Below are 17,711 nucleotides of genomic sequence, written 5' to 3' on the forward strand. Positions count from 1 at the left end.
GAAGGTTAATAAAAGTTTATGCCTATCAACATGATATAATTTTTTACCAACTATCTTAAAACGCTTCCACAGTTAATCAATGCTATGATACTGTATGTATGTACAGTGTTTATTTTGGGGGAGGGAATTGTGGGAAATGAATTACATGAGCGAGTTATGCTTGAGCGCGTTGAGCTTATCGCCAGGCTCACCAGTGAAGGGGCCTGCGGCGAACGAGACAGGGAAATTGCGTTAAATTTGATTGCTGAACTCGCAGCTAACTACACCCTTTCCGATAACCGATTTTCCGTTGTCTTTTCGGCTACGCCTTTAAAAAAACCATGATGCCGGCGTTCTCACTGTAACGTCAGCGGGTTGTCTGTCGCCTGAGCCCACCCAAAGGATGATGTGGGCTCAGGCGCGGGCAGCGGTCCGGGCAAACAGACCTTCACTTCGATCGGTCTTTAGCGTTCCTTACTGTCGTGTCAGGCCACAAAAAACGCCAGGCAGTTGTCACGTTCCTTTCCCGTTTCACTGCTTCGTCCGGCCGCAGACGCTCATCGTTAAAACACGCACTTTTCTTTCCCGTTTCGCTGACTCTTCCGCCTGCGGATCATCACGGCTAAAACACGCACCTTCCTTTCCCGTTCTATTGCCTCTTCCGGTCGTTGAACCTCATCGTTAAAACGCGCGCTTTTCTTCCTTCCTGCCGTTTTTTTAGCCGGAGTCATCCCATTTTTACTGCCTTTGCCCGCTCACTGTTGAGCGGGCGCTCCCGCGTTGAGCAATGCGCTGCTGAAGCAGACACTACTCCTGTCGCGCGCTGGCAACGCAGGCCGCGCTGAGCACATGCCCCCTGTTTACCGCATGGCCTGAGCTTTATGAAACCTGCTTTTGCGACAGGAGATATGGCCTGGCGATGCGGTGCCGGTAATGCAGGCTACCGCTGACAACATTTCGCCCAGCCAACCATGGTTTTTATGCTCATAAGGGGCCAATCAATGCTGATTTATGCACGACAGGAAGAAACGGTTGATGAGATTTGCTGGCGTTATTACGGACGCACGCAGCAGGCGGTTGAACAGGTTTATGCCGCCAATCCTGGCCTGGCAGAAAAAGGCCCAACCCTACCGCACGGATGCAAAGTGGTCTTACCGGATCTGCCCCAGGCGGCTACTGGTGAGACGCTCAATCTGTGGGATTAGTGCCAATGGAAAAAATCAGTTCTCTGATTAATTACCTCATCGGGATTGTCCTGATGTGGTTTGGACGTCACACACCACAGGATATCGCTTTTATGGTGGGCTCTGGCGTTGCTGTGTTAACGATGTGCATCAATGTCGCAACCTTTTTTATCAACTGGTATTACCGCCGCAAAACCTACGAGCTGCAGCAGCGCAACGTTAAGGGGCTGAATTTTGAGCCAGACCGCTAAGCGATGTGCCGTCGTCGCCGTGCTGGCCATGGCCGCACTGCTACCGCAAATCAAGATGCTAAAAACCTCCGAAGCCGGACTCTGGCTGATTGCTGATGCCGAAGGGTGCCGCACGTCACCTTATCAGTGCAGCGCCGGCGTCTGGACTAATGGCATTGGCCATACGCAGGGTGTTACGCCTGCCAGCGTGGTGAACGAGCGCCAGGCGGCAGTCAACCTGGTTTATGACGTCATGCGCGTTGAGCGCGGCATTGATCAGTGCATGACACGTGACATGCCCTCCGAGGTCTACGACGCGGTGGTGTCCTTTGGCTTTAACGTCGGCGTACATGCCGCCTGTAACTCCACGCTGGCGGGCTTCATTAACCGTGGCCGCTGGCGCGATGCCTGCCTGCAGCTCAGACGCTGGGTCTATGTCAAAGGGACGTATAACGCCGGGCTGGATAACCGTCGCCAGCGTGAAATGGCCTGGTGCCTGAAGGGGGCAGGATGATGCGACTGATGGTGTTTGCGATCGTGACGTTACTTGCGGCACTGGGGGCCGGCGGCTGGCGTCTCAGCGTCATCGAGGCGCGGCTGGACAAGGCACAGCACAAGGCCGCGGCGCTGGCCGCCGACCTGAGCAACCGGGAGAAGGCCATCGATCAACTCAACCGGGACAGTCAGGCCAGCCGAAAACGTGAGGCCGAACTGCGGCTACAGCAAAACCAGGCCAGCGCTCAGGCGCTGAACCGCGAAACGACAATCAGAAGAGAAACCGATGCGAATCCCGCTTTACGTGCCTGGAGTGCGACTGCTTTGCCTGCTGACGTTATCCGGCTGCACAGCCGTCCCGCCTTCAGCAATGCCCGAGATTATCTGGACTGGCTGTCCACGCGTGACCAGTTGCCCCATCCCGGAGAACCGCCTGCAAACGCAGGGTGATTTGGCGGCAGATAACCGCCAGTTAGAGGCTGCGCTCGCATCGTGCGGGTTGCAGGTAGAGATGATTAAAGCGTGCCAGGAGCAGCATGATGTTGAAAGCAACCCAACTCCGTCAGGTGCTGATAAACAGCGTTCCGCTGCTACAGCAAAATCCTGACAACCTGACCATCGATATTCAGTCCGGCAGTCTGGTCTCCACCCTCGCCAGCTCGCTGTCGTTTGAATACCACTTTCAGCTGGCTGTCGTCATTACTCAGTATGCCGACGATATTGATCTGATCATGGTGCCCGTGCTGGCCTGGCTGCGGGAAAACCAGCCCGACATCATGGTGTCGGAGGAAAAACGCCGCACCGGCTTTACCTTCACGCTCGATGCCACGGGCGAGGGGAAGCACACCGTGACGGTCACGCTCCAGCTGACCGAACGTGTCTGGGTTGAGCAGCAGGAAGGTGGATTACACATCACGCATCTGCCGGAACCTGCGCTGCCAGAAAACGATGCGCGGCCCTGGCAGTTGTATATCAAAGGCAAGCTGGTCAGCGAATGGAAGGCATAGCCACTGCCGCTTTTGCTGAGGCGCTGTTTAGTCATTTCTGAGTAAACGGCATTCGATTGCTGCTTTTCTCCTGCAACGTGAAACTACTGCCATGAACGAGCAAATATTAGAAATCAAGCGCTTGCTGCGCAACATGGTCCGCATCGGTACTGTCTCCGACGTCAATCTGGAGGCGGGCACCTGCCGTGTAAAGACCGGTGATAACACCACTGACTGGCTGCACTGGCTGACAGCCCGGGCGGGACGCACGCGTACCTGGAATGCCCCTTCGGTTGGCGAGCAGGTGTTGATCATGAGCCTGGGCGGCGAGCTGAACAGCGGCTTTGTTTTGCCCGGTGTGTTTTCGGATGCCAGCCCGGCGCCATCGGCCTCTGCGGATGCGCTGCACTGCTCCTTTCCCGATGGGGCGGTTATTGAATATGAGCCCCAGACCGGCGCGCTAAAAGCGGAGGGGATCCAGACTGCCACTCTCAAGGCGGCCGTTAAAATCCTGCTGGATACGCCCGAGGTGGAGTGCACAACGTTACTCAAAACCGCCACGCTGGAAGTCACACAGGGCGGCACCATGAAGGGCGACGTATCGCACAGCGGCGGCAGTTTCGCCTCCAATGGCAAAGTGCTGCATACGCACCAACATCCGGGCGACAGCGGTGGGACAACAGGAGCGCCATTATGACAACAGCACGCTACAGCGGTATGAGCCGCGAAACGGGTACGACGCTGGAAGAGCTGGATCACATCCGACAATCCGTGCGCGACATTTTGACCACGCCACTCGGGTCGCGGGTGATGCGCCGTGATTATGGCTCGCTACTGTCGGCGCTGATTGACCAGCCACAAAACGACACGCTGCGTCTGCAAATCATGTCGGCCTGTTATATGGCGCTGCTGCAGTGGGAGCCGCGCATCAGCCTGACCGGCATCAATTTTGAGTCTGCGTTTGACGGCGGGATGGTGGTGGAAATCACCGGCAACCGTGCGGATACCGCGCAGGATTTTTCGTTAACCGTCCCTGTGAGTTGAACCATGCCTACTATCGACCTGAGCCAGCTGCCTGCGCCAAATGTGGTGGAAACGCTGGACTATGAAACGCTGCTTGCGGAACGCAAGGCGACATTGATTTCGCTCTATCCTGCTGACCAGCAGGCGTCGGTTGCCCGCGTACTGGCGCTGGAGTCGGATCCGCTGGTGAAGCTCCTGCAGGAGAACGCGTACCGGGAAGTTATCCTGCGCCAGCGCGTTAACGAGGCGGCAAAGGCGGTGATGGTTGCCTGGGCCAACGGCAGCGATCTGGATCAACTGGGCGCAAATAACGGCGTGACGCGGCTGGTACTGATCCCTGCAGATCCCACCGCCACGCCGCCTGTTGAAGCCGTAATGGAGCGCGACGAAGATTTTCGCGCCCGCATTGCTGCCGCCTTTGAGGGGCTGAGTGTGGCAGGGCCATCGGGTGCCTATGAGTTTCATGCGCGCAGTGCCGACGGACGCGTCGCCGATGCTTCCGCCATCAGTCCGTCTCCTGCCAGCGTCACCATTACCGTGCTGTCACGCGAGGGCAACGGCGTGGCGGATAACGATCTGCTGGCAATCGTGGATGCCGCCCTGAACGATGAAGATGTACGACCGGTCGCCGACCGCGTCACTGTTCAGTCGGCTCAGATTGTGGATTATCGCGTCGAGGCCACGCTGTACCTCTATCCCGGCCCCGAAGCCGAACCTATTCGCGCTGCCTCAGAAGCAAAACTGCAGGCGTTCGTGAACACCCAGGCACGTTTGGGCCGCGATATCCGTAAGTCTGCGCTTTACGCCGCCCTGCACGTCGAAGGCGTACAGCGTGTCGAACTGGCGCAGCCGACTGCGGATGTGGTGCTGGATAAAACCCAGGCGGCGTTCTGCACCGGTTATCAGATCACGGTAGGAGGTTCTGATGAGTAAACGCCTGCTGCCCACCGGATCTTCGGCACTGGAAGTGGCGGCGGCGGAAGCCTGCGCAACGCTGGAGGCCATCCCTGCGCCGATGCGCATGTTGTGGAATGCTCAGACCTGCCCGGTCGAGCTGCTGCCTTATCTGGCCTGGGCCTGGTCGGTTGACCGTTGGGATTCAGGCTGGAGCGAAAGCACCAAGCGCAGCGTGGTTGCCGCATCGGAATACATCCATAAGCACAAGGGAACGATTGGATCGCTGCGCCGTGTGGTGGAGCCGCTTGGCTATCTAATTCGCATCAAGGAATGGTGGAACACCAACGAAGCGCCGGGCACGTTCCGCCTGGACGTGGGCGTGCTGGAAACCGGTATCACTGAGGCTATGTACAACGAGCTGGAGCGATTAATTGCCGATGCCAAACCGGTCAGCCGTCATCTGACGGGGTTATCCATCAATCTGGACAGCACCGGCACCGTTCCTGTTGCGGCCGCCAGTTACAGTGGCGATGAGCTTACCGTTTATCCCTATACACCTGAAGTTATCACCGCAGGCGGTTCCGGTTACACCGGCGCAGCGGTCCATCTTATTGACCTGACGGAAGTGAGAGCATGACAACGAAATATTTTGCCCTACTGACCAATCAGGGCGCGGCAAAGCTGGCCAATGCCGCGGCCCTGGGTACCCAACTGCAAATCACCCAAATGGCGGTGGGGGATGGCGGCGGCACTTTGCCCACGCCCGATCCTGCACAGACCAAACTGGTCGGCGAAAAGCGACGCGCCGCGCTGAATTCACTGAAGGTGGATGCGGCGAACGCTAGTCAGATTATTGCTGAGCAGATTATCCCTGAAGGCGAAGGTGGCTTCTGGATCCGCGAAATTGGCCTGTATGACGCCGATGGCGTTATGGTTGCGGTGGCAAACTGCGCTGAAACTTATAAGCCACAACTTCAGGAAGGCAGCGGCCGTACCCAGACCGTGCGCATGATTCTGATCGTGAACAGCACCAGTGCCGTCACATTAAAGATTGATCCTTCGGTGGTGCTGGCCACGCGGCAGTATGTGGATGACAAAGTCATCGAAGTGAAAGCCTATACCGACGACGTGATGAAGAAGCATGTCGATGCGGCAAACCCTCATAGCCAGTATCTGCAAACGGCTAAAGCGCTGGCAGAGATTAAAGATGCGGGGCTGGTGGCGGAGGTTCTCAAAAACCTCGGTTTTGTAGAAGCGGTTCAAAATGAAATTTCGCGCTCCCGAGGCGTTAAACAATTCACGAGTAACGGCAAGTTCCAGGTCCCGGATGGCGTAAGCACTGTCTACTTATCCGGATGTGCTGCTGGAGGCGGCGGGGGCGGTGGCGGTTGCCGTACAAACACCAGTGAATTTGGCGGTGGCGGCGGTGGCGGTGGCGCTGGACAGTCAGTTATTAAGCGCGCCATAACAGTTAAGCCGGGAGAAATGATCGATGTAGTCATCGGGGCTGGTGGTGCCGGTGGAACCACGTCAGTAAACTCCGATGGCAAAGCTGGAGGAGTTGGTGGCAATACTGTTTTTGGCAATTATTTGACCCTCATCGCCGGTCAGGGTGGAGACCCTGGTGGTGGTGGTTCAGCGCAGTATGGCGGAGCTGGCGGAGGAGGTTATCCTCGCGGAAGCACTGGAAATGATGGAGCAGGAACAACGGGCTCGACGATTGGAACAGGTTGCGGCGGCGCAGGCGCATCATGTCCATTCGGTGGAGGCGGTGGCTCCGTTCGCTCATCTTCCGCAGGTAGTGCTGGAGGCCAAAATGGTTACGTTGGTGATGGTTATGGTGCTGGCGGTGCAGGTGGTTCAACAGGAATAAATGGTAAAGGGGCTGTGGGGCAGCCAGGTTTAGTCATAGTCGAATGGTAACTGGGAAAAAATTTTTTCTCACCAAAATTTAATAACCCTGAAGAAATAATCCGGCCAGAAATAATTAAAAATATTCAATCTTTCCATGGTTAATTTTTAATTTATATTTTTTTTGAGGGTTATTTTTAAAAATATACTTCAGCATAAGTTTATTAACGCAATCCATAACAGTTGAAGCCATAACCTGGAATTATTTACCAATCATTTTATAAGCATCTTTTTGATATTTATGAGATTTAAAGTAAGACCCGCTGCCGCGGGTCTTTTTCCGACGTGGTGTTCATTTCCTGGGCGGCACGAACATACCTTTTACATACTCCCAACCTTCTTCAGGCTTAACTTCACATTCTGTGATATCAACCCACTGAATAGAAGGGTGGAACAATTCCGTTATATCATCTTCCGTTGAAAATAGTTCTCTTACTGTGTTTTTTTCAATTCGCGCATAGTTTTTCATGCATATTCCTCAATGATAATAATGCCATCGCCACCGCCCCCTCCATTTTGAGCAGATGAATTACTAACAGAAAATGCACCGCCGCCGCCTGATCCAAACGCGCCAGGATCACCAGACAAAGATGAGCCTGCAGCAATAGGATTTCCCCCTCCACAGAAAAACGATGCGCCACCACCTCCACTCTCATAGCCCGAGCTTAAGGTAATTGCTGGGGTTCCTGCAGAGCCTCTGACATTCATGTGATTACCACCATAGCCAATACCACTGCCGCCGTTAGAAAGTAAGCGATTCTCTCCGTAGTTAAATGCCGTACCACTTGCCGCTCGAGCACCGCTTGATGCAGAGAGGTATCTACCAAAACTGCTGCTTTGCCCTGATTGCGGCTCGTTACCACCGACTCCACCAGAACCACCCTTTCCGACGGTTAGCAATATGGGAAACTCAAGCTCATCGACTGAATGCCAGGAGATAGCGGTACCACCCGCCCCTCCACCTGAGCCAACCGCTCCCTGATTTGCTCCAACTGCAGAAGTCCCACCGCCACCGCCGCCGCCTCCTGTAACGATTATTTTTAGTAGTCTCGCGGTCGGTTTTGCATAAGTCGTATTTTGACTGAAAATATTTACCTTCAATAATCGGCCAAAAAGCTTTTCGTCTAAACCGAGGTTTGTATCCTCTTTTTATTATTGGCACAAAGCCCGGAAAAACTTTAAAACCTCGGTTTAGGCGAAGGCTCTGCTTTGCCGGTTGGCGTGCCGGTTCCCTGGCCTTCGGAAAATCCGCCAACTGGGTGGCTAAAGTGTAATGGTGCCGCTTTCAGCGCTGCCACCTATCCGCTTCTGGCTAGAGTGTACCCGTCGCTTAAATTGCCGGATTTGCGTGGGGAATTTATACGTGGCTGGGACGATGGACGGGGGTTGATAGCGGAAGAAGTCTCCTCTCTTATCAACAAGGATCAGTAGTTGTTGGAGACGATGGAATAAGCGCAAATACGCTTGTCACGATAAATAATTTAACTGAAAAATCTCGCTGGGGTTACGACGATACACCTTTACCAAGCATTGCTGGGATGTATATCTCAATGACACCAGCCACGAATGATTATTCATCTAACACGTGGGCCGTGGGTGTTTATGGTATAAGTCGACCAAGAAACATTGCATTTAATTATATTTTAAGGGCAATCTAATGAATAATAAACAAGAGTTTTCTTTTGACGAAAACGAACTATCTACAAAAGATGTTTTTTTGGAGGTATACAATTACGATGCCGTGACTGGAGAGTTTAAAAATATATCAAAGGAATATATTTTAAAAGGTGTTGGCATTCCTGCATTTTCAACCATCAAGCCAAATTTATCAGGAAAAGCAGGTACTACTTGCGTTTATGAAAACGATGAATGGAAATTAGTTGATGATCACCGCGGTGAGACTGTATATGACACTGAAACGGGTAATGAAAGAATAATAAAAACCATAGGTCCATACCCAAAGGATACTACAACTCTCAAACCAAAAACAAGTATGATTCATGGGATGGGAGTACATGGATAACCGATAGCCGTGTGCAGCACGAGGCTGAAGTAGGCTTCGCAGAAAAAAAACAAAATGAACTATTGGTTAATGCGCAAAATATAATTAGTATCTGGCAGACAGAACTGCAATTAGGTATTATAACTGACAAGGATAAGGCCAGCTTAATCGATTGGCTGGCCTATATAAGAAAATTAAAAGAAATTAAAACTTATCAGGTGCCAGATATCACATGGCCTTTGCCACCGGAGGTGTCGGCCAAATGATGTCAGGAGCCGTCGATATATCGACGGCTTTGACCGAAGCTTTATACGCCATCCAAGCTGATAGTTTTGCTTTGTCACTATCACTAATATCACCAAGAAAAAGTTCAATCTTCCAATCTGATATTGTGTTATCAATACTGTTTAAAATATCATTTCGGTTTTTTTCTGCAATTTTTTATCAGCTTCATGTTTAAGCGAAAAATCCTCAACCCAGTTTTCACCATCCCATTTACAGTACTCTGAAGCTGGAACTTTTGAAGTTGTATTGGTTGGGTAATCACCCAGTTCAGTTATAATAAATGATTCCCCTGTTTCAGTGTTGTAGACAGTTTCACCACGATGATCGCTAATATACTCCCATGCAGAAAGGTCTTTAGTTCTGCAAACCTTCATGCCCTCTTTTTTTTCTAAGGGAGCGTCGACACATGAATTAGCAGGAAGGCCTACTCCTTTAGCAAGAGCTTCAGTGATAGTTGAAAGATATTCACGTGAAATACCATCATAATTATAAACACTAACTTCCCAGAGTTAATAGCTATGAGATTTTTATCCAACTGAGCTCTTAACATTATGCAGCCCTCAAAATATAGTTAAATGCAATGTTGCGTGGTCGTGTCTCTGATCCACCCGTGTTTTCCATAAATATATATGTATGACAACGATTGCCAGCTTGTCCCATTATTTCTATTGACTCGCTATTTTGATCAGTGAATGCAATAAAATTCGGGTTGGGGTTCCGTATTCGTTAACAAATTTGTGGTTATGCGAACGAATTTCATCTCCTTGTGCAGAGAAGATAGTTCTTCCATTATCGACATTTCTTCCATCATCCCATCCACGAATAAACTCTCCACGTAGATCTGGCAATTTAAGCGACGGGTACACTCTAGCCAGAAGCGGATAGGTGGCAGCGCTGAAAGCGGCACCATTACACTTTAGCCACCCAGTTGGCGGATTTTCCGAAGGCCAGGGAACCGGCACGCCAACCGGCAAAGCAGAGCCTTCGCCTAAACCGAGGTTTTCGCGAAACAAACCCCTGGCCCCTGTAACCTACGCAATGGCAAACTCCCCACCTTTTACCAGAGGAAAAATGATGCTGATTGGCTATGTCAGGGTGTCAACAAATGACCAAAACACCGATTTACAACGGAATGCCTTGCAGAGTGCAAATTGTGAACAGATTTTTGAGGATAAAATCAGCGGTAAGACCAGCGAACGACCAGGCCTAAAGCGGGCGCTCAGGACGTTAAAAGAAGGCGATACTCTGGTGGTGTGGAAGCTGGATCGGCTTGGCCGCAGCATGCGTCATCTGGTCATGCTCACTGAGGAGCTGCGTGAACGTGGAGTCAATTTCCGTAGCCTGACGGACAGCATCGACACCAGCACGCCGATGGGGCGTTTTTTCTTTCATGTGATGGGCGCCCTGGCGGAAATGGAGCGTGAATTGATCGTTGAACGCACGCGAGCGGGCCTCTCCGCTGCGCGAGAAAAAGGACGTATTGGTGGGCGGCGGCGCATTATGACGCCGGACGTCGTGGAACGGGCAAAAAGAATGCTGACGAACGGCGCCACACGTTACCAGGTGGCACTGGTGCTGGATATTTCTGTCAAAACCCTGTATCGCTACCTTCCAGTCAACGCCACTAAACCCACCGATCACAGCAGTAACTAACAGGAATAAACTATGTTGTTTGCCGTACGTTTTTACGATCGTGCCGACCGGGCTGATATCCGCAAAATCTATATGGACGCTCATCTGCAGTGGCTGGAAAGCGTCAGGTCAGGCGTACTGATTGCGGGCTCCCTCAGAGAGCATGCCACGGCTCATCCCGATGGTGCGTTATGGATTGTGGAAGCCGCATCCAAAGAAGCTGTTGAAACCCTCCTGAAGCAGGACCCGTTCTGGCAAGAGGGGCTGCGTCAAAACGTGGATATCCGGCTCTGGAGTAAGGCTTTTGACAGCCCCGTTACCCTGTAAATTATCGCCGCTGTTTAGCCACGCGCCAGCAAACTGCAATCGCATGCATCCTTTCTGCTGACCTGACACTCTGAGCACACCCTCAACACGGAGTGCTACAGATGTCTGATTTTCATCACGGTGTCCGCGTCGTCGAAATTAATGACGGCACACGCACCATCTCGACTGTTTCAACCGCCATTGTTGGCATGATCTGCACCGCAGAAGATGCTGATGCAACGGCGTTCCCTCTTAACACACCTGTTCTGCTGACCAACGTGCAGGCAGCCATCGGCAAAGCCGGTACCCAGGGCACCCTGGCGGCCGCGCTGCAGGCGATTGCTGACCAGGCGAAGCCAGTGACTGTCGTGGTTCGCGTAGCAGAAGGCGCGAGTCAGGCGGAAACCACCTCTAACCTGATTGGCTCGACAGACGCGAACGGTAAATACAGCGGCATGAAGGCGCTGCTCAGCGCGCAAACTCAGCTGGGTGTTAAGCCACGTATTCTGGGCGTGCCAGGGCTGGATTCGCTGGAAGTGGCGACCGCGCTGGCCAGCATTGCGCAGCAGCTGCGTGGCTTTGCTTACGTGTCCGCCTGGAACAGCAAAACCATCTCTGATGCCATGAAGTACCGCGAAAACTTTAGCCAGCGTGAGCTGATGGTCATCTGGCCAGACTTTATTGCCTGGAACACCGCGACCAGCAAATCTGAAATGGCTTATGCCACCGCACGTGCGCTGGGCCTGCGCGCCAAAATTGACAACGATACGGGCTGGCATAAAACCCTGTCCAACGTGGGCGTCAATGGCGTAACCGGCATCTCTGCAGACGTTTTCTGGGATCTGCAACAGACTGGCACCGATGCCGATCTGCTGAATGAGAAGTGCGTCACCACGCTAATCCGCAAAGACGGCTTCCGTTTCTGGGGCAACCGCACCTGTAGCGACGATCCGCTTTTCGCGTTTGAGAACTACACCCGTTCAGCGCAGGTGCTGGCCGATATCATGGCGGAAGCGCACATGTGGGCCAACGATAAACCGCTGACGCCAGTGCTGGTACGCGAAATCATCGCCGGCATCAACGCGAAGTTCCGTGAACTGGTCAGCGCTGGTTATCTGCTGGGGGCGAACTGCTGGTACGACGAAAGCGCGAACGATAAAGAGAGCCTGAAGGCGGGCAAACTGTTTATCGATTACGACTACACGCCGGTGCCCCCGCTGGAAGATCTGACGCTGCGTCAGCGCATCACTGATACCTATCTGGCGAACTTCGCCGCATCCGTAAACAGCTAAGGAGCCGGATAAATGGCACTGCCACGTAAACTCAAAGGGTTAAACCTCTTTAATGATTCAAACAGCTATCAGGGCATTGTAACCGCCGTTACGTTGCCGAAGCTGTCACGCAAGTTGGATACCTATCGCGCAGGCGGCATGAACGGCGCCGCGTTTATCGATAACGGCCTGGACGATGCGGCGCTCGATATGGAGTGGACGCTGGGCGGTATGGATGAGCTGGTACTCAGCCAGTGGGGCGCAACGGCCAACGTTCCGTTACGTTTTACCGGTTCTTATCAGCGCGATGACACCGGCGAAGAGATTGCCGTTGAAATTGAAGTGCGCGGTAAGCACCAGGCGTTTGACTTCGGTGAAGCCAAGCAGGGTGAAAACGCCGAAACCAAAGTCACCAGCAAAAATACCTATTTCAAACTGACCTGGAATGGCAAAGAGCTGATTGAAATCGACACCGTCAACATGGTGGAGAAGGTCAACGGCGTCGATCGTCTGGAACAGCGCCGTAAAAATCTCGGCCTGGTGTAATAACAAAGGCCAGCGCGTTCTGCGCTGGCCCCTCTTGATTGAGATGGAGAAAAAATGGAACAGCTGGATAAGCCGGAACAGAAAGACAACCTGGTGGTGCTGGAAAGCCCGATTTCACGCGGTGATGTAGTGATCGCCCAGGTCGAGCTGGTCAAACCGAACGCCGGCGCGCTGCGCGGTGTACGACTGGCCGAGCTGGCCTCGTCCGATGTGGATGCGCTGTTGATGGTGCTGCCCCGCATCACGATGCCTTCGCTGACCAAAGCGGAATGCAATGCGCTGGACCCGGTTGACCTGATTGCCCTGGGCGGCAAGGTGATTGGTTTTTTGTCAGCGAAATCGGCCACGTAAGCTGGCCCCGCGATATGACGGTCAATGATCTGATGGCCGATATTGCCAGCGTTTTTCACTGGCCCCCCTCAGAAATGTATCCCATGTCGCTGGAAGAGTTACTCGACTGGCGGCATAGAGTGATGATCCGCAGTGGAGTAACCTCAGATGAGTAACACGCTCAAGCTGCAAGTGCTGCTGGAAGCGGTTGATCGGGCGACGCGCCCGTTCAGTGCCGTGCGTAAAGAAACAGAAAAACTGTCTGCGGATATCCAGGAAACGCAGGACCACCTGGATGCGCTCAACGCTAAATCCGCGCAGATTGAAGGGTTCCGGGCGACACGCAAAGAACTGACGCTGACCCAACAAAATCTCAAAAATACCCGGGCAGAAGCGGCAGCACTCGCCATTCAACTTAAAAACACCCAAAACCCCACCGCGGAACAAACGCAGGCGCTGGATAAGCTGCGTCAGTCGGCTAACGCGCTGCAGCAAAAAAATATTCAGCTGCGTCAGTCGGTACAGGAGCAACGCCAGGCGCTGAATGACGCCGGGATTTCCACGCGCCGGTTGAGCAGTGAGCGCCGGAAGCTGAATCAACAAGCCGAGCAGACGACATCCACCCTCAATGCGCAGGGTCAGTCCATGGATCGGCTGAATCAACGTCAGGACAAGCTCAACCGCATACGCGATCGCTACCGTGCCGGCATGGCGCTGGCAGATAACGTGCAAAGTGCCAGTTCGAAGGCCAAAGACTTTGTTGAGAAGGGCCGAAAAGTCATTGATTACCTGTCACCTGCAAATGAGATTGTGCAAGCCCGCGCGGCGATTACGCAATCGGGTGGCTCATCGGGTGAGGCAAAAGCTGCAGCACCGGCAGTGGCTAACCTTGCAAACGCGACGCAACGTAGCATGCAAGAAAGCGCGTCTTTGGTGCTCAATATTAAAAACGCGTTCGGCATTGCAGATGACCAGGTTGGTCAGTTAGGCGACGTGCTCTCATCGACCTTTGCCAATAAAACAACCGATTTTACCGCGCTTAAGACGGCGATGGTCGCTGTAGGGCCAGCCGCGAAGAACGCCGGTGTAAGCGTCGGTCAGACCGCGGCCATGATGGGCGTGCTGGCAGAAAACGGCATGACGGGCAGCCAGGCCGGTGCTGGCGTCAGCGCCATGTTGACGCATGTTCAGGCACCGGACGCCAGCGCAGACAGCGCTCTGAAAGCGTTGAATGTGCAAACCGCTGACGACCAGGGCAACAACCAGCCCATTTTCGCGGTACTCGGTCAGGTACAGGCGGCGTTTGAGAAAAATAAACTCGACGCAGCCCAACAAGCCGCTTATCTGCAGGCCATTTTTGGTGAACAGGGTGCCGCCCCTGCCGCAGTGCTGATGAAGGGCGCAGCCAGTGGCCGACTGGATCAGCTGTCTCAGGCGCCCGCTGCCCAGCCGCCAGCCGCAGACGCGTCGGTTGATACCAGCCTGCAGGCTATCACTCAGGATGGCTTGTCCGTACAGTCCGTCCTGACCGGCGTCATGAATATCAATCCCCAGCTCTCGGACAGCCTGCTGACGCTGGCGGCCGGTGGGCTGACGTTGGTGGATTCACTGGCCAGCGTGGGGAACATTGCCTGGCCCGTCATTAGCGGGCTGAGCACCATCATGGCGGGTGTGGAGCTGCTGGGCAGCGCGTTTGCCATCATCGGTGGCGCGATTACGGCCACGCTGTGGGCGATTACGCTACCGGTGGTCTTGCTTGGCGCGGCTATCGCGGCGGGCGCCATGTTGGTTTACCAGTACTGGGAACCGATTAGCGCTTTTATCAGCGGCGTTGCTGAAGGTTTCAGCGCGGCGATGGGACCGATCAGCGACGCGTTCGCGCCGCTGAAGCCGGTATTTGACTGGTTCAGTAACAAAGTGTCCGAGCTGGGCGCCTGGTTCTCGAAGCTGCTGGAACCCGTGAAGTTTTCTCAGCAGGAACTGGCTTCAGCAGGTGAGATGGGACAGCGCTTTGGCAACATGCTGGCGACAGCACTGAAATTGCCTGGTGAAGCCCTTAACCAACTGCGGGGCGGCATTGACTGGGTACTGGGCAAACTTGGCATCATCGATGAGAAATCTGACAAGGTGAAAGACAAGCTGCCACCGCCCAAAATGCGCGAGCAGGATGACGAGGATGAGGATAACGCGGATGCCCGTCCGGCCGCATCGCGCGCCAGCCTTAACAGCACGCTCAATCAGCCTTTGCCTTCGGTTAACAATTCAAACGTGGATAACCGTCAGCACACCGTAACCAACAACATCTATGCGACAGGAGACCCCCAGGCGATTGGACAGGCCGTTGCACAGTATTCCACGGCATCGCCGTGGTCCACGGCTGATAGCAGCTATAACTCCATGTTTAGCCGGGATTAATTCACCATGATGATGATATTAGGCATGATGCCGTTTGTACGGCAAACCCTTCCCTTCGACAATCTGAAGCATGACGTGGGCTATCGCTGGGCAAAAAACAGTCGCGTAGGGCGACGTGAGTCGACCCAGTTTTTGGGTGCCGGTGACGATAAAATCACCCTGTCTGGCGAGCTCCGGCCTGAAATCACCGGCGGCAATGTCACGTTGCTGGCACTGAAGGCGATGGCCGATGAAGGCCTGGCGTGGCCGCTGATTGGCGGCAATGGCATTATTTACGGCATGTTTGTCGTAACAGATTTCTCGGCCACGCATACCGAATTCTACAGCGACGGCAGCGCGCGCAAGATAGGCTTTACCCTCAACCTGTTGCGGGTAGACGATTCATTGACCAGCATGTTCGGCGACTTAAAAAGGCAGGCGGAAGAACTGCAAAACCGGGCCAGTGACGCAGCGCAACGGGTGGGTTCTGTCATCAACAGCGTTACCTCTGCGCTGAGCGGAGGGCGCTGAGATGAGCGATATCGCCCCGATTCCGGTGCCTCTGCGCGTTGCGCCGACGCCGGACTTCAATATCAAAATTGAGACGAAGGATAAAACGGAAGATATTCGCCCACGGCTGATTTCTCTGAAGTTAACGGATAACCGTGGCTTACAGGCCGATCAACTGGAGCTGACGCTGGACGACAGCGACGGCCAGTTGGTCATGCCGCCTTTTGGCGCAAAAGTCGCCCTGGAGATTGGCTGGAAAGGACAGCCGCTTGCAAATAAAGGCATCTACCTCATTGATGAGGTCACCTACCAGGGCGCGCCGGACACGATAACGGTGGTCGCCCGAAGCGCCGATTTTAGCGGTTCGCTCGATGTTAAAATCACTGATTCATATCCAGACATGACGGTTGGCGAGGCCGTGGAAAAAATCGCGAAACGTAATAACCTCAAGTGGAAAGTTTCGCAGGAGATAGCTAAGAAAAAGATTAAGCACCTCGATCAAACACAGGAAACGGACGGCACATTTATTACTCGTCTGGCTATGCTGGTTGGCGCGGTGGCGACAATTAAAAAAGAAATGCTGCAGTTCTTTGCCCCCGGGCAGGGCGTGACCGTGAGCGGAAAGCCGATTTCACTCCTGAATCTGAACCGACAGGATGGCGATAAGTATGAGTACAAATTGTTTAAGCGCGACGATTACAGTGGCGTAGAAGCAAAATGGTACGATCAGAAAAAGGCGCAGCAGAAAGGGGTAACCGTCAACACGATACCGCCAGCAACACCGGCGGTGAACCCTGTCCATCCCGCGGCCAAAAACATCCCCACAATCGGGCAACAAGACCCGGGAAAAACCTATGTTTTTGGCAGCAATAAGAAGCTGTATGTACTGAATACGCACTTCAGTAGCCAGGAGGAAGCAGAGGAGGCGGCTAAGGCAAAGTGGCAGGAACTGCAACGCAATCGGGCTACGCTGAAGATCCTACTGGCGCTGGGTGCTGCGGAGTTGATTCCTGAAACGCCGGTCAAAGCTCAAGGTTTTAAATCGGTCATCGATAATCAAAAATGGCTGATTACCAATATCGTGCATACCCTCGATAAAAGTGGCTTTACCACCCAGTTGAACCTGGAGCTGATGACTGAAAACGTGGACTACATCTTAGTAGAAAATCAAGCGGGTTAGATTAAGTCTAATTATTGTTGCTTTTTGTTTAGTCTTTGGCTAATGTTGCACTATGCCAGAGAGGAGAACAACTATGATGCATTGCCCAAAATGTCAGACCGCCGCCCATACGAAAAGCAGCCGTTACGTTTCGAAAGAGACGAAAGAACGTTATCACCAGTGCCAGAACATTAACTGCAGTTGTACCTTTAAAACCCTGGAGAGCGTATCCGGGATTATCGTCGAACCGGCGCAGATTAATACCGTGCCGGTGATGGCGAAAGGCAGCAATAACCCGTCACCGCAGTTGCTGTAAGCCCAACCCGCGAAAGCGGGTTTTTTTATGGCTGCGGCCCGGATGGGATCGCTGGGAGATCAGGCTGAAGGCCAGCGAGCCGTTGACGTTTAAGGGCGCGACAGCGGCCTCTGGGAGTTCTGTTAATAACTGTACGGTGGTGAGGGCCGGGGCCCTTGGGGACACTGGCAATTACTGTACGGAATAAAAAGATTTTACTGATATGAGTCAGGCAAAACAGGCTTCCGGTGAAGAGAGAAAAAGCGTGGCGATTTT

The 17,711-nt window shown here is 53.4% G+C and carries 26 protein-coding genes and 3 pseudogenes; 25 read left to right on the plus strand and 4 right to left on the minus strand.

The window, feature by feature from the left end; all coding sequences use genetic code 11:
* Nucleotides 1-156 precede the first annotated feature (156 nt).
* The 12 genes from GC087_RS03260 (at nt 157) to GC087_RS03315 (ending at nt 6,717) form a co-directional block, all read left to right on the plus strand.
* Nucleotides 157-324, plus strand: coding sequence for a hypothetical protein (locus GC087_RS03260; protein WP_226374750.1), 168 nt, complete (start codon nt 157-159; stop codon nt 322-324).
* 656 nt (nt 325-980) lie between these two features.
* Nucleotides 981-1,184 carry a tail protein X gene (locus GC087_RS03265; RefSeq protein WP_033739932.1) on the plus strand — a complete coding sequence of 68 codons (204 nt, stop codon included), beginning with the start codon at nt 981-983 and terminating at the stop codon, nt 1,182-1,184.
* 5 nt (nt 1,185-1,189) lie between these two features.
* Nucleotides 1,190-1,414, plus strand: coding sequence for an HP1 family phage holin (locus tag GC087_RS03270; RefSeq protein ID WP_033739930.1), 225 nt, complete (start codon nt 1,190-1,192; stop codon nt 1,412-1,414).
* Nucleotides 1,398-1,907, plus strand: a complete 510-nt coding sequence (locus tag GC087_RS03275; protein WP_324029598.1) for a lysozyme — start codon at nt 1,398-1,400, stop codon at nt 1,905-1,907. The genes GC087_RS03270 and GC087_RS03275 overlap by 17 nt, the downstream gene beginning before the upstream one ends.
* Complete coding sequence (lysB, locus tag GC087_RS03280; protein WP_033739927.1) at nt 1,904-2,338, plus strand: Rz-like lysis system protein LysB; 435 nt, start codon at nt 1,904-1,906, stop codon at nt 2,336-2,338. Before GC087_RS03275 ends, lysB begins: the two co-directional genes overlap by 4 nt.
* Nucleotides 2,220-2,495 carry an Rz1-like lysis system protein LysC gene (lysC, locus tag GC087_RS03285; RefSeq protein WP_226374589.1) on the plus strand — a complete coding sequence of 92 codons (276 nt, stop codon included), beginning with the start codon at nt 2,220-2,222 and terminating at the stop codon, nt 2,493-2,495. Before lysB ends, lysC begins: the two co-directional genes overlap by 119 nt.
* On the plus strand, nt 2,425-2,895 hold the full coding sequence (locus tag GC087_RS03290; protein WP_080752832.1) for a phage tail protein: 471 nt from the start codon (nt 2,425-2,427) through the stop codon (nt 2,893-2,895). Before lysC ends, GC087_RS03290 begins: the two co-directional genes overlap by 71 nt.
* 91 nt (nt 2,896-2,986) lie before the next feature.
* On the plus strand, nt 2,987-3,571 hold the full coding sequence (locus tag GC087_RS03295; RefSeq protein WP_033739923.1) for a phage baseplate assembly protein V: 585 nt from the start codon (nt 2,987-2,989) through the stop codon (nt 3,569-3,571).
* Nucleotides 3,568-3,918, plus strand: a complete 351-nt coding sequence (locus GC087_RS03300) for a GPW/gp25 family protein (protein ID WP_172913629.1) — start codon at nt 3,568-3,570, stop codon at nt 3,916-3,918. The genes GC087_RS03295 and GC087_RS03300 overlap by 4 nt, the downstream gene beginning before the upstream one ends.
* Before the next feature lie 3 nt (nt 3,919-3,921).
* Complete coding sequence (locus GC087_RS03305) at nt 3,922-4,830, plus strand: baseplate assembly protein (protein ID WP_205958853.1); 909 nt, start codon at nt 3,922-3,924, stop codon at nt 4,828-4,830.
* Nucleotides 4,823-5,431 (plus strand): phage tail protein I, encoded by a 609-nt coding sequence (locus tag GC087_RS03310; RefSeq protein WP_033739917.1) that lies wholly within the window; start codon nt 4,823-4,825, stop codon nt 5,429-5,431. Before GC087_RS03305 ends, GC087_RS03310 begins: the two co-directional genes overlap by 8 nt.
* Entirely contained in the window at nt 5,428-6,717 is a 1,290-nt protein-coding gene (locus GC087_RS03315; RefSeq protein WP_324029600.1) for a phage tail protein, read from the plus strand. Before GC087_RS03310 ends, GC087_RS03315 begins: the two co-directional genes overlap by 4 nt.
* Nucleotides 6,718-6,997: 280 nt before the next feature.
* Here the strand turns inward: GC087_RS03315 and GC087_RS03320 are convergent, their stop codons facing one another.
* On the minus strand, nt 6,998-7,174 hold the full coding sequence (locus tag GC087_RS03320; RefSeq protein ID WP_166649059.1) for a hypothetical protein: 177 nt from the start codon (nt 7,172-7,174) through the stop codon (nt 6,998-7,000).
* Entirely contained in the window at nt 7,171-7,806 is a 636-nt protein-coding gene (locus GC087_RS03325) for a glycine-rich domain-containing protein (RefSeq protein ID WP_146212563.1), read from the minus strand. The genes GC087_RS03320 and GC087_RS03325 overlap by 4 nt, the downstream gene beginning before the upstream one ends.
* Nucleotides 7,807-7,914: 108 nt before the next feature.
* Here GC087_RS03325 and GC087_RS03330 point away from each other — a divergent pair.
* The 3 genes and pseudogenes from GC087_RS03330 (at nt 7,915) to GC087_RS03340 (ending at nt 8,973) form a co-directional block, all read left to right on the plus strand.
* Nucleotides 7,915-8,363, plus strand: a pseudogene (locus tag GC087_RS03330) (phage tail protein).
* Nucleotides 8,363-8,728, plus strand: a complete 366-nt coding sequence (locus GC087_RS03335; protein ID WP_324029602.1) for a hypothetical protein — start codon at nt 8,363-8,365, stop codon at nt 8,726-8,728. Before GC087_RS03330 ends, GC087_RS03335 begins: the two are co-directional and overlap by 1 nt.
* An 11-nt stretch (nt 8,729-8,739) precedes the next feature.
* On the plus strand, nt 8,740-8,973 hold the full coding sequence (locus GC087_RS03340; protein ID WP_416383425.1) for a tail fiber assembly protein: 234 nt from the start codon (nt 8,740-8,742) through the stop codon (nt 8,971-8,973).
* Here GC087_RS03340 and GC087_RS25790 read toward each other — a convergent pair.
* Nucleotides 8,936-9,366, minus strand: a pseudogene (locus GC087_RS25790) (tail fiber assembly protein). The gene GC087_RS03340 and the pseudogene GC087_RS25790 sit on opposite strands and share 38 nt — an antisense overlap.
* A gap of 175 nt (nt 9,367-9,541) precedes the next feature.
* Nucleotides 9,542-9,954, minus strand: a pseudogene (locus GC087_RS03355) (phage tail protein).
* Nucleotides 9,955-10,066: 112 nt separating this feature from the next.
* Between GC087_RS03355 and GC087_RS03360 the strand changes: the two are divergent.
* From GC087_RS03360 to GC087_RS03405, 10 genes are all read left to right on the plus strand, one after another.
* Nucleotides 10,067-10,645: a recombinase family protein gene (locus GC087_RS03360; protein WP_058702291.1), complete on the plus strand. Its 579-nt coding sequence runs from the start codon at nt 10,067-10,069 to the stop codon at nt 10,643-10,645.
* 12 nt (nt 10,646-10,657) lie between these two features.
* Nucleotides 10,658-10,951, plus strand: coding sequence for a YciI family protein (locus GC087_RS03365; RefSeq protein WP_072193727.1), 294 nt, complete (start codon nt 10,658-10,660; stop codon nt 10,949-10,951).
* A gap of 101 nt (nt 10,952-11,052) precedes the next feature.
* Nucleotides 11,053-12,222 (plus strand): phage tail sheath protein, encoded by a 1,170-nt coding sequence (locus GC087_RS03370; protein WP_324029604.1) that lies wholly within the window; start codon nt 11,053-11,055, stop codon nt 12,220-12,222.
* Between the two features lie 12 nt (nt 12,223-12,234).
* Nucleotides 12,235-12,747: a phage major tail tube protein gene (locus GC087_RS03375; RefSeq protein ID WP_033739911.1), complete on the plus strand. Its 513-nt coding sequence runs from the start codon at nt 12,235-12,237 to the stop codon at nt 12,745-12,747.
* Between the two features lie 54 nt (nt 12,748-12,801).
* Nucleotides 12,802-13,098 (plus strand): phage tail assembly protein, encoded by a 297-nt coding sequence (locus tag GC087_RS03380; protein ID WP_033739909.1) that lies wholly within the window; start codon nt 12,802-12,804, stop codon nt 13,096-13,098.
* 32 nt (nt 13,099-13,130) lie between these two features.
* Nucleotides 13,131-13,253, plus strand: coding sequence for a GpE family phage tail protein (locus GC087_RS03385; protein ID WP_013027268.1), 123 nt, complete (start codon nt 13,131-13,133; stop codon nt 13,251-13,253).
* The gene (locus tag GC087_RS03390) at nt 13,246-15,492 is read left to right on the plus strand and encodes a phage tail tape measure protein (protein WP_324029606.1); all 2,247 of its coding nucleotides are present in this window, start codon (nt 13,246-13,248) and stop codon (nt 15,490-15,492) included. Before GC087_RS03385 ends, GC087_RS03390 begins: the two co-directional genes overlap by 8 nt.
* Nucleotides 15,493-15,498: 6 nt before the next feature.
* On the plus strand, nt 15,499-16,002 hold the full coding sequence (locus GC087_RS03395; RefSeq protein ID WP_033739905.1) for a phage tail protein: 504 nt from the start codon (nt 15,499-15,501) through the stop codon (nt 16,000-16,002).
* Nucleotide 16,003: 1 nt separating this feature from the next.
* Nucleotides 16,004-17,161, plus strand: a complete 1,158-nt coding sequence (locus GC087_RS03400) for a contractile injection system protein, VgrG/Pvc8 family (RefSeq protein ID WP_283785823.1) — start codon at nt 16,004-16,006, stop codon at nt 17,159-17,161.
* 73 nt (nt 17,162-17,234) lie between these two features.
* Nucleotides 17,235-17,456, plus strand: coding sequence for an ogr/Delta-like zinc finger family protein (locus GC087_RS03405; protein ID WP_033739904.1), 222 nt, complete (start codon nt 17,235-17,237; stop codon nt 17,454-17,456).
* Nucleotides 17,457-17,711 lie beyond the last annotated feature (255 nt).

The sequence above is a fragment of the Pantoea sp. JZ2 genome (genome assembly GCF_035191405.1).
GTDB lineage: Bacteria > Pseudomonadota > Gammaproteobacteria > Enterobacterales > Enterobacteriaceae > Pantoea > Pantoea stewartii.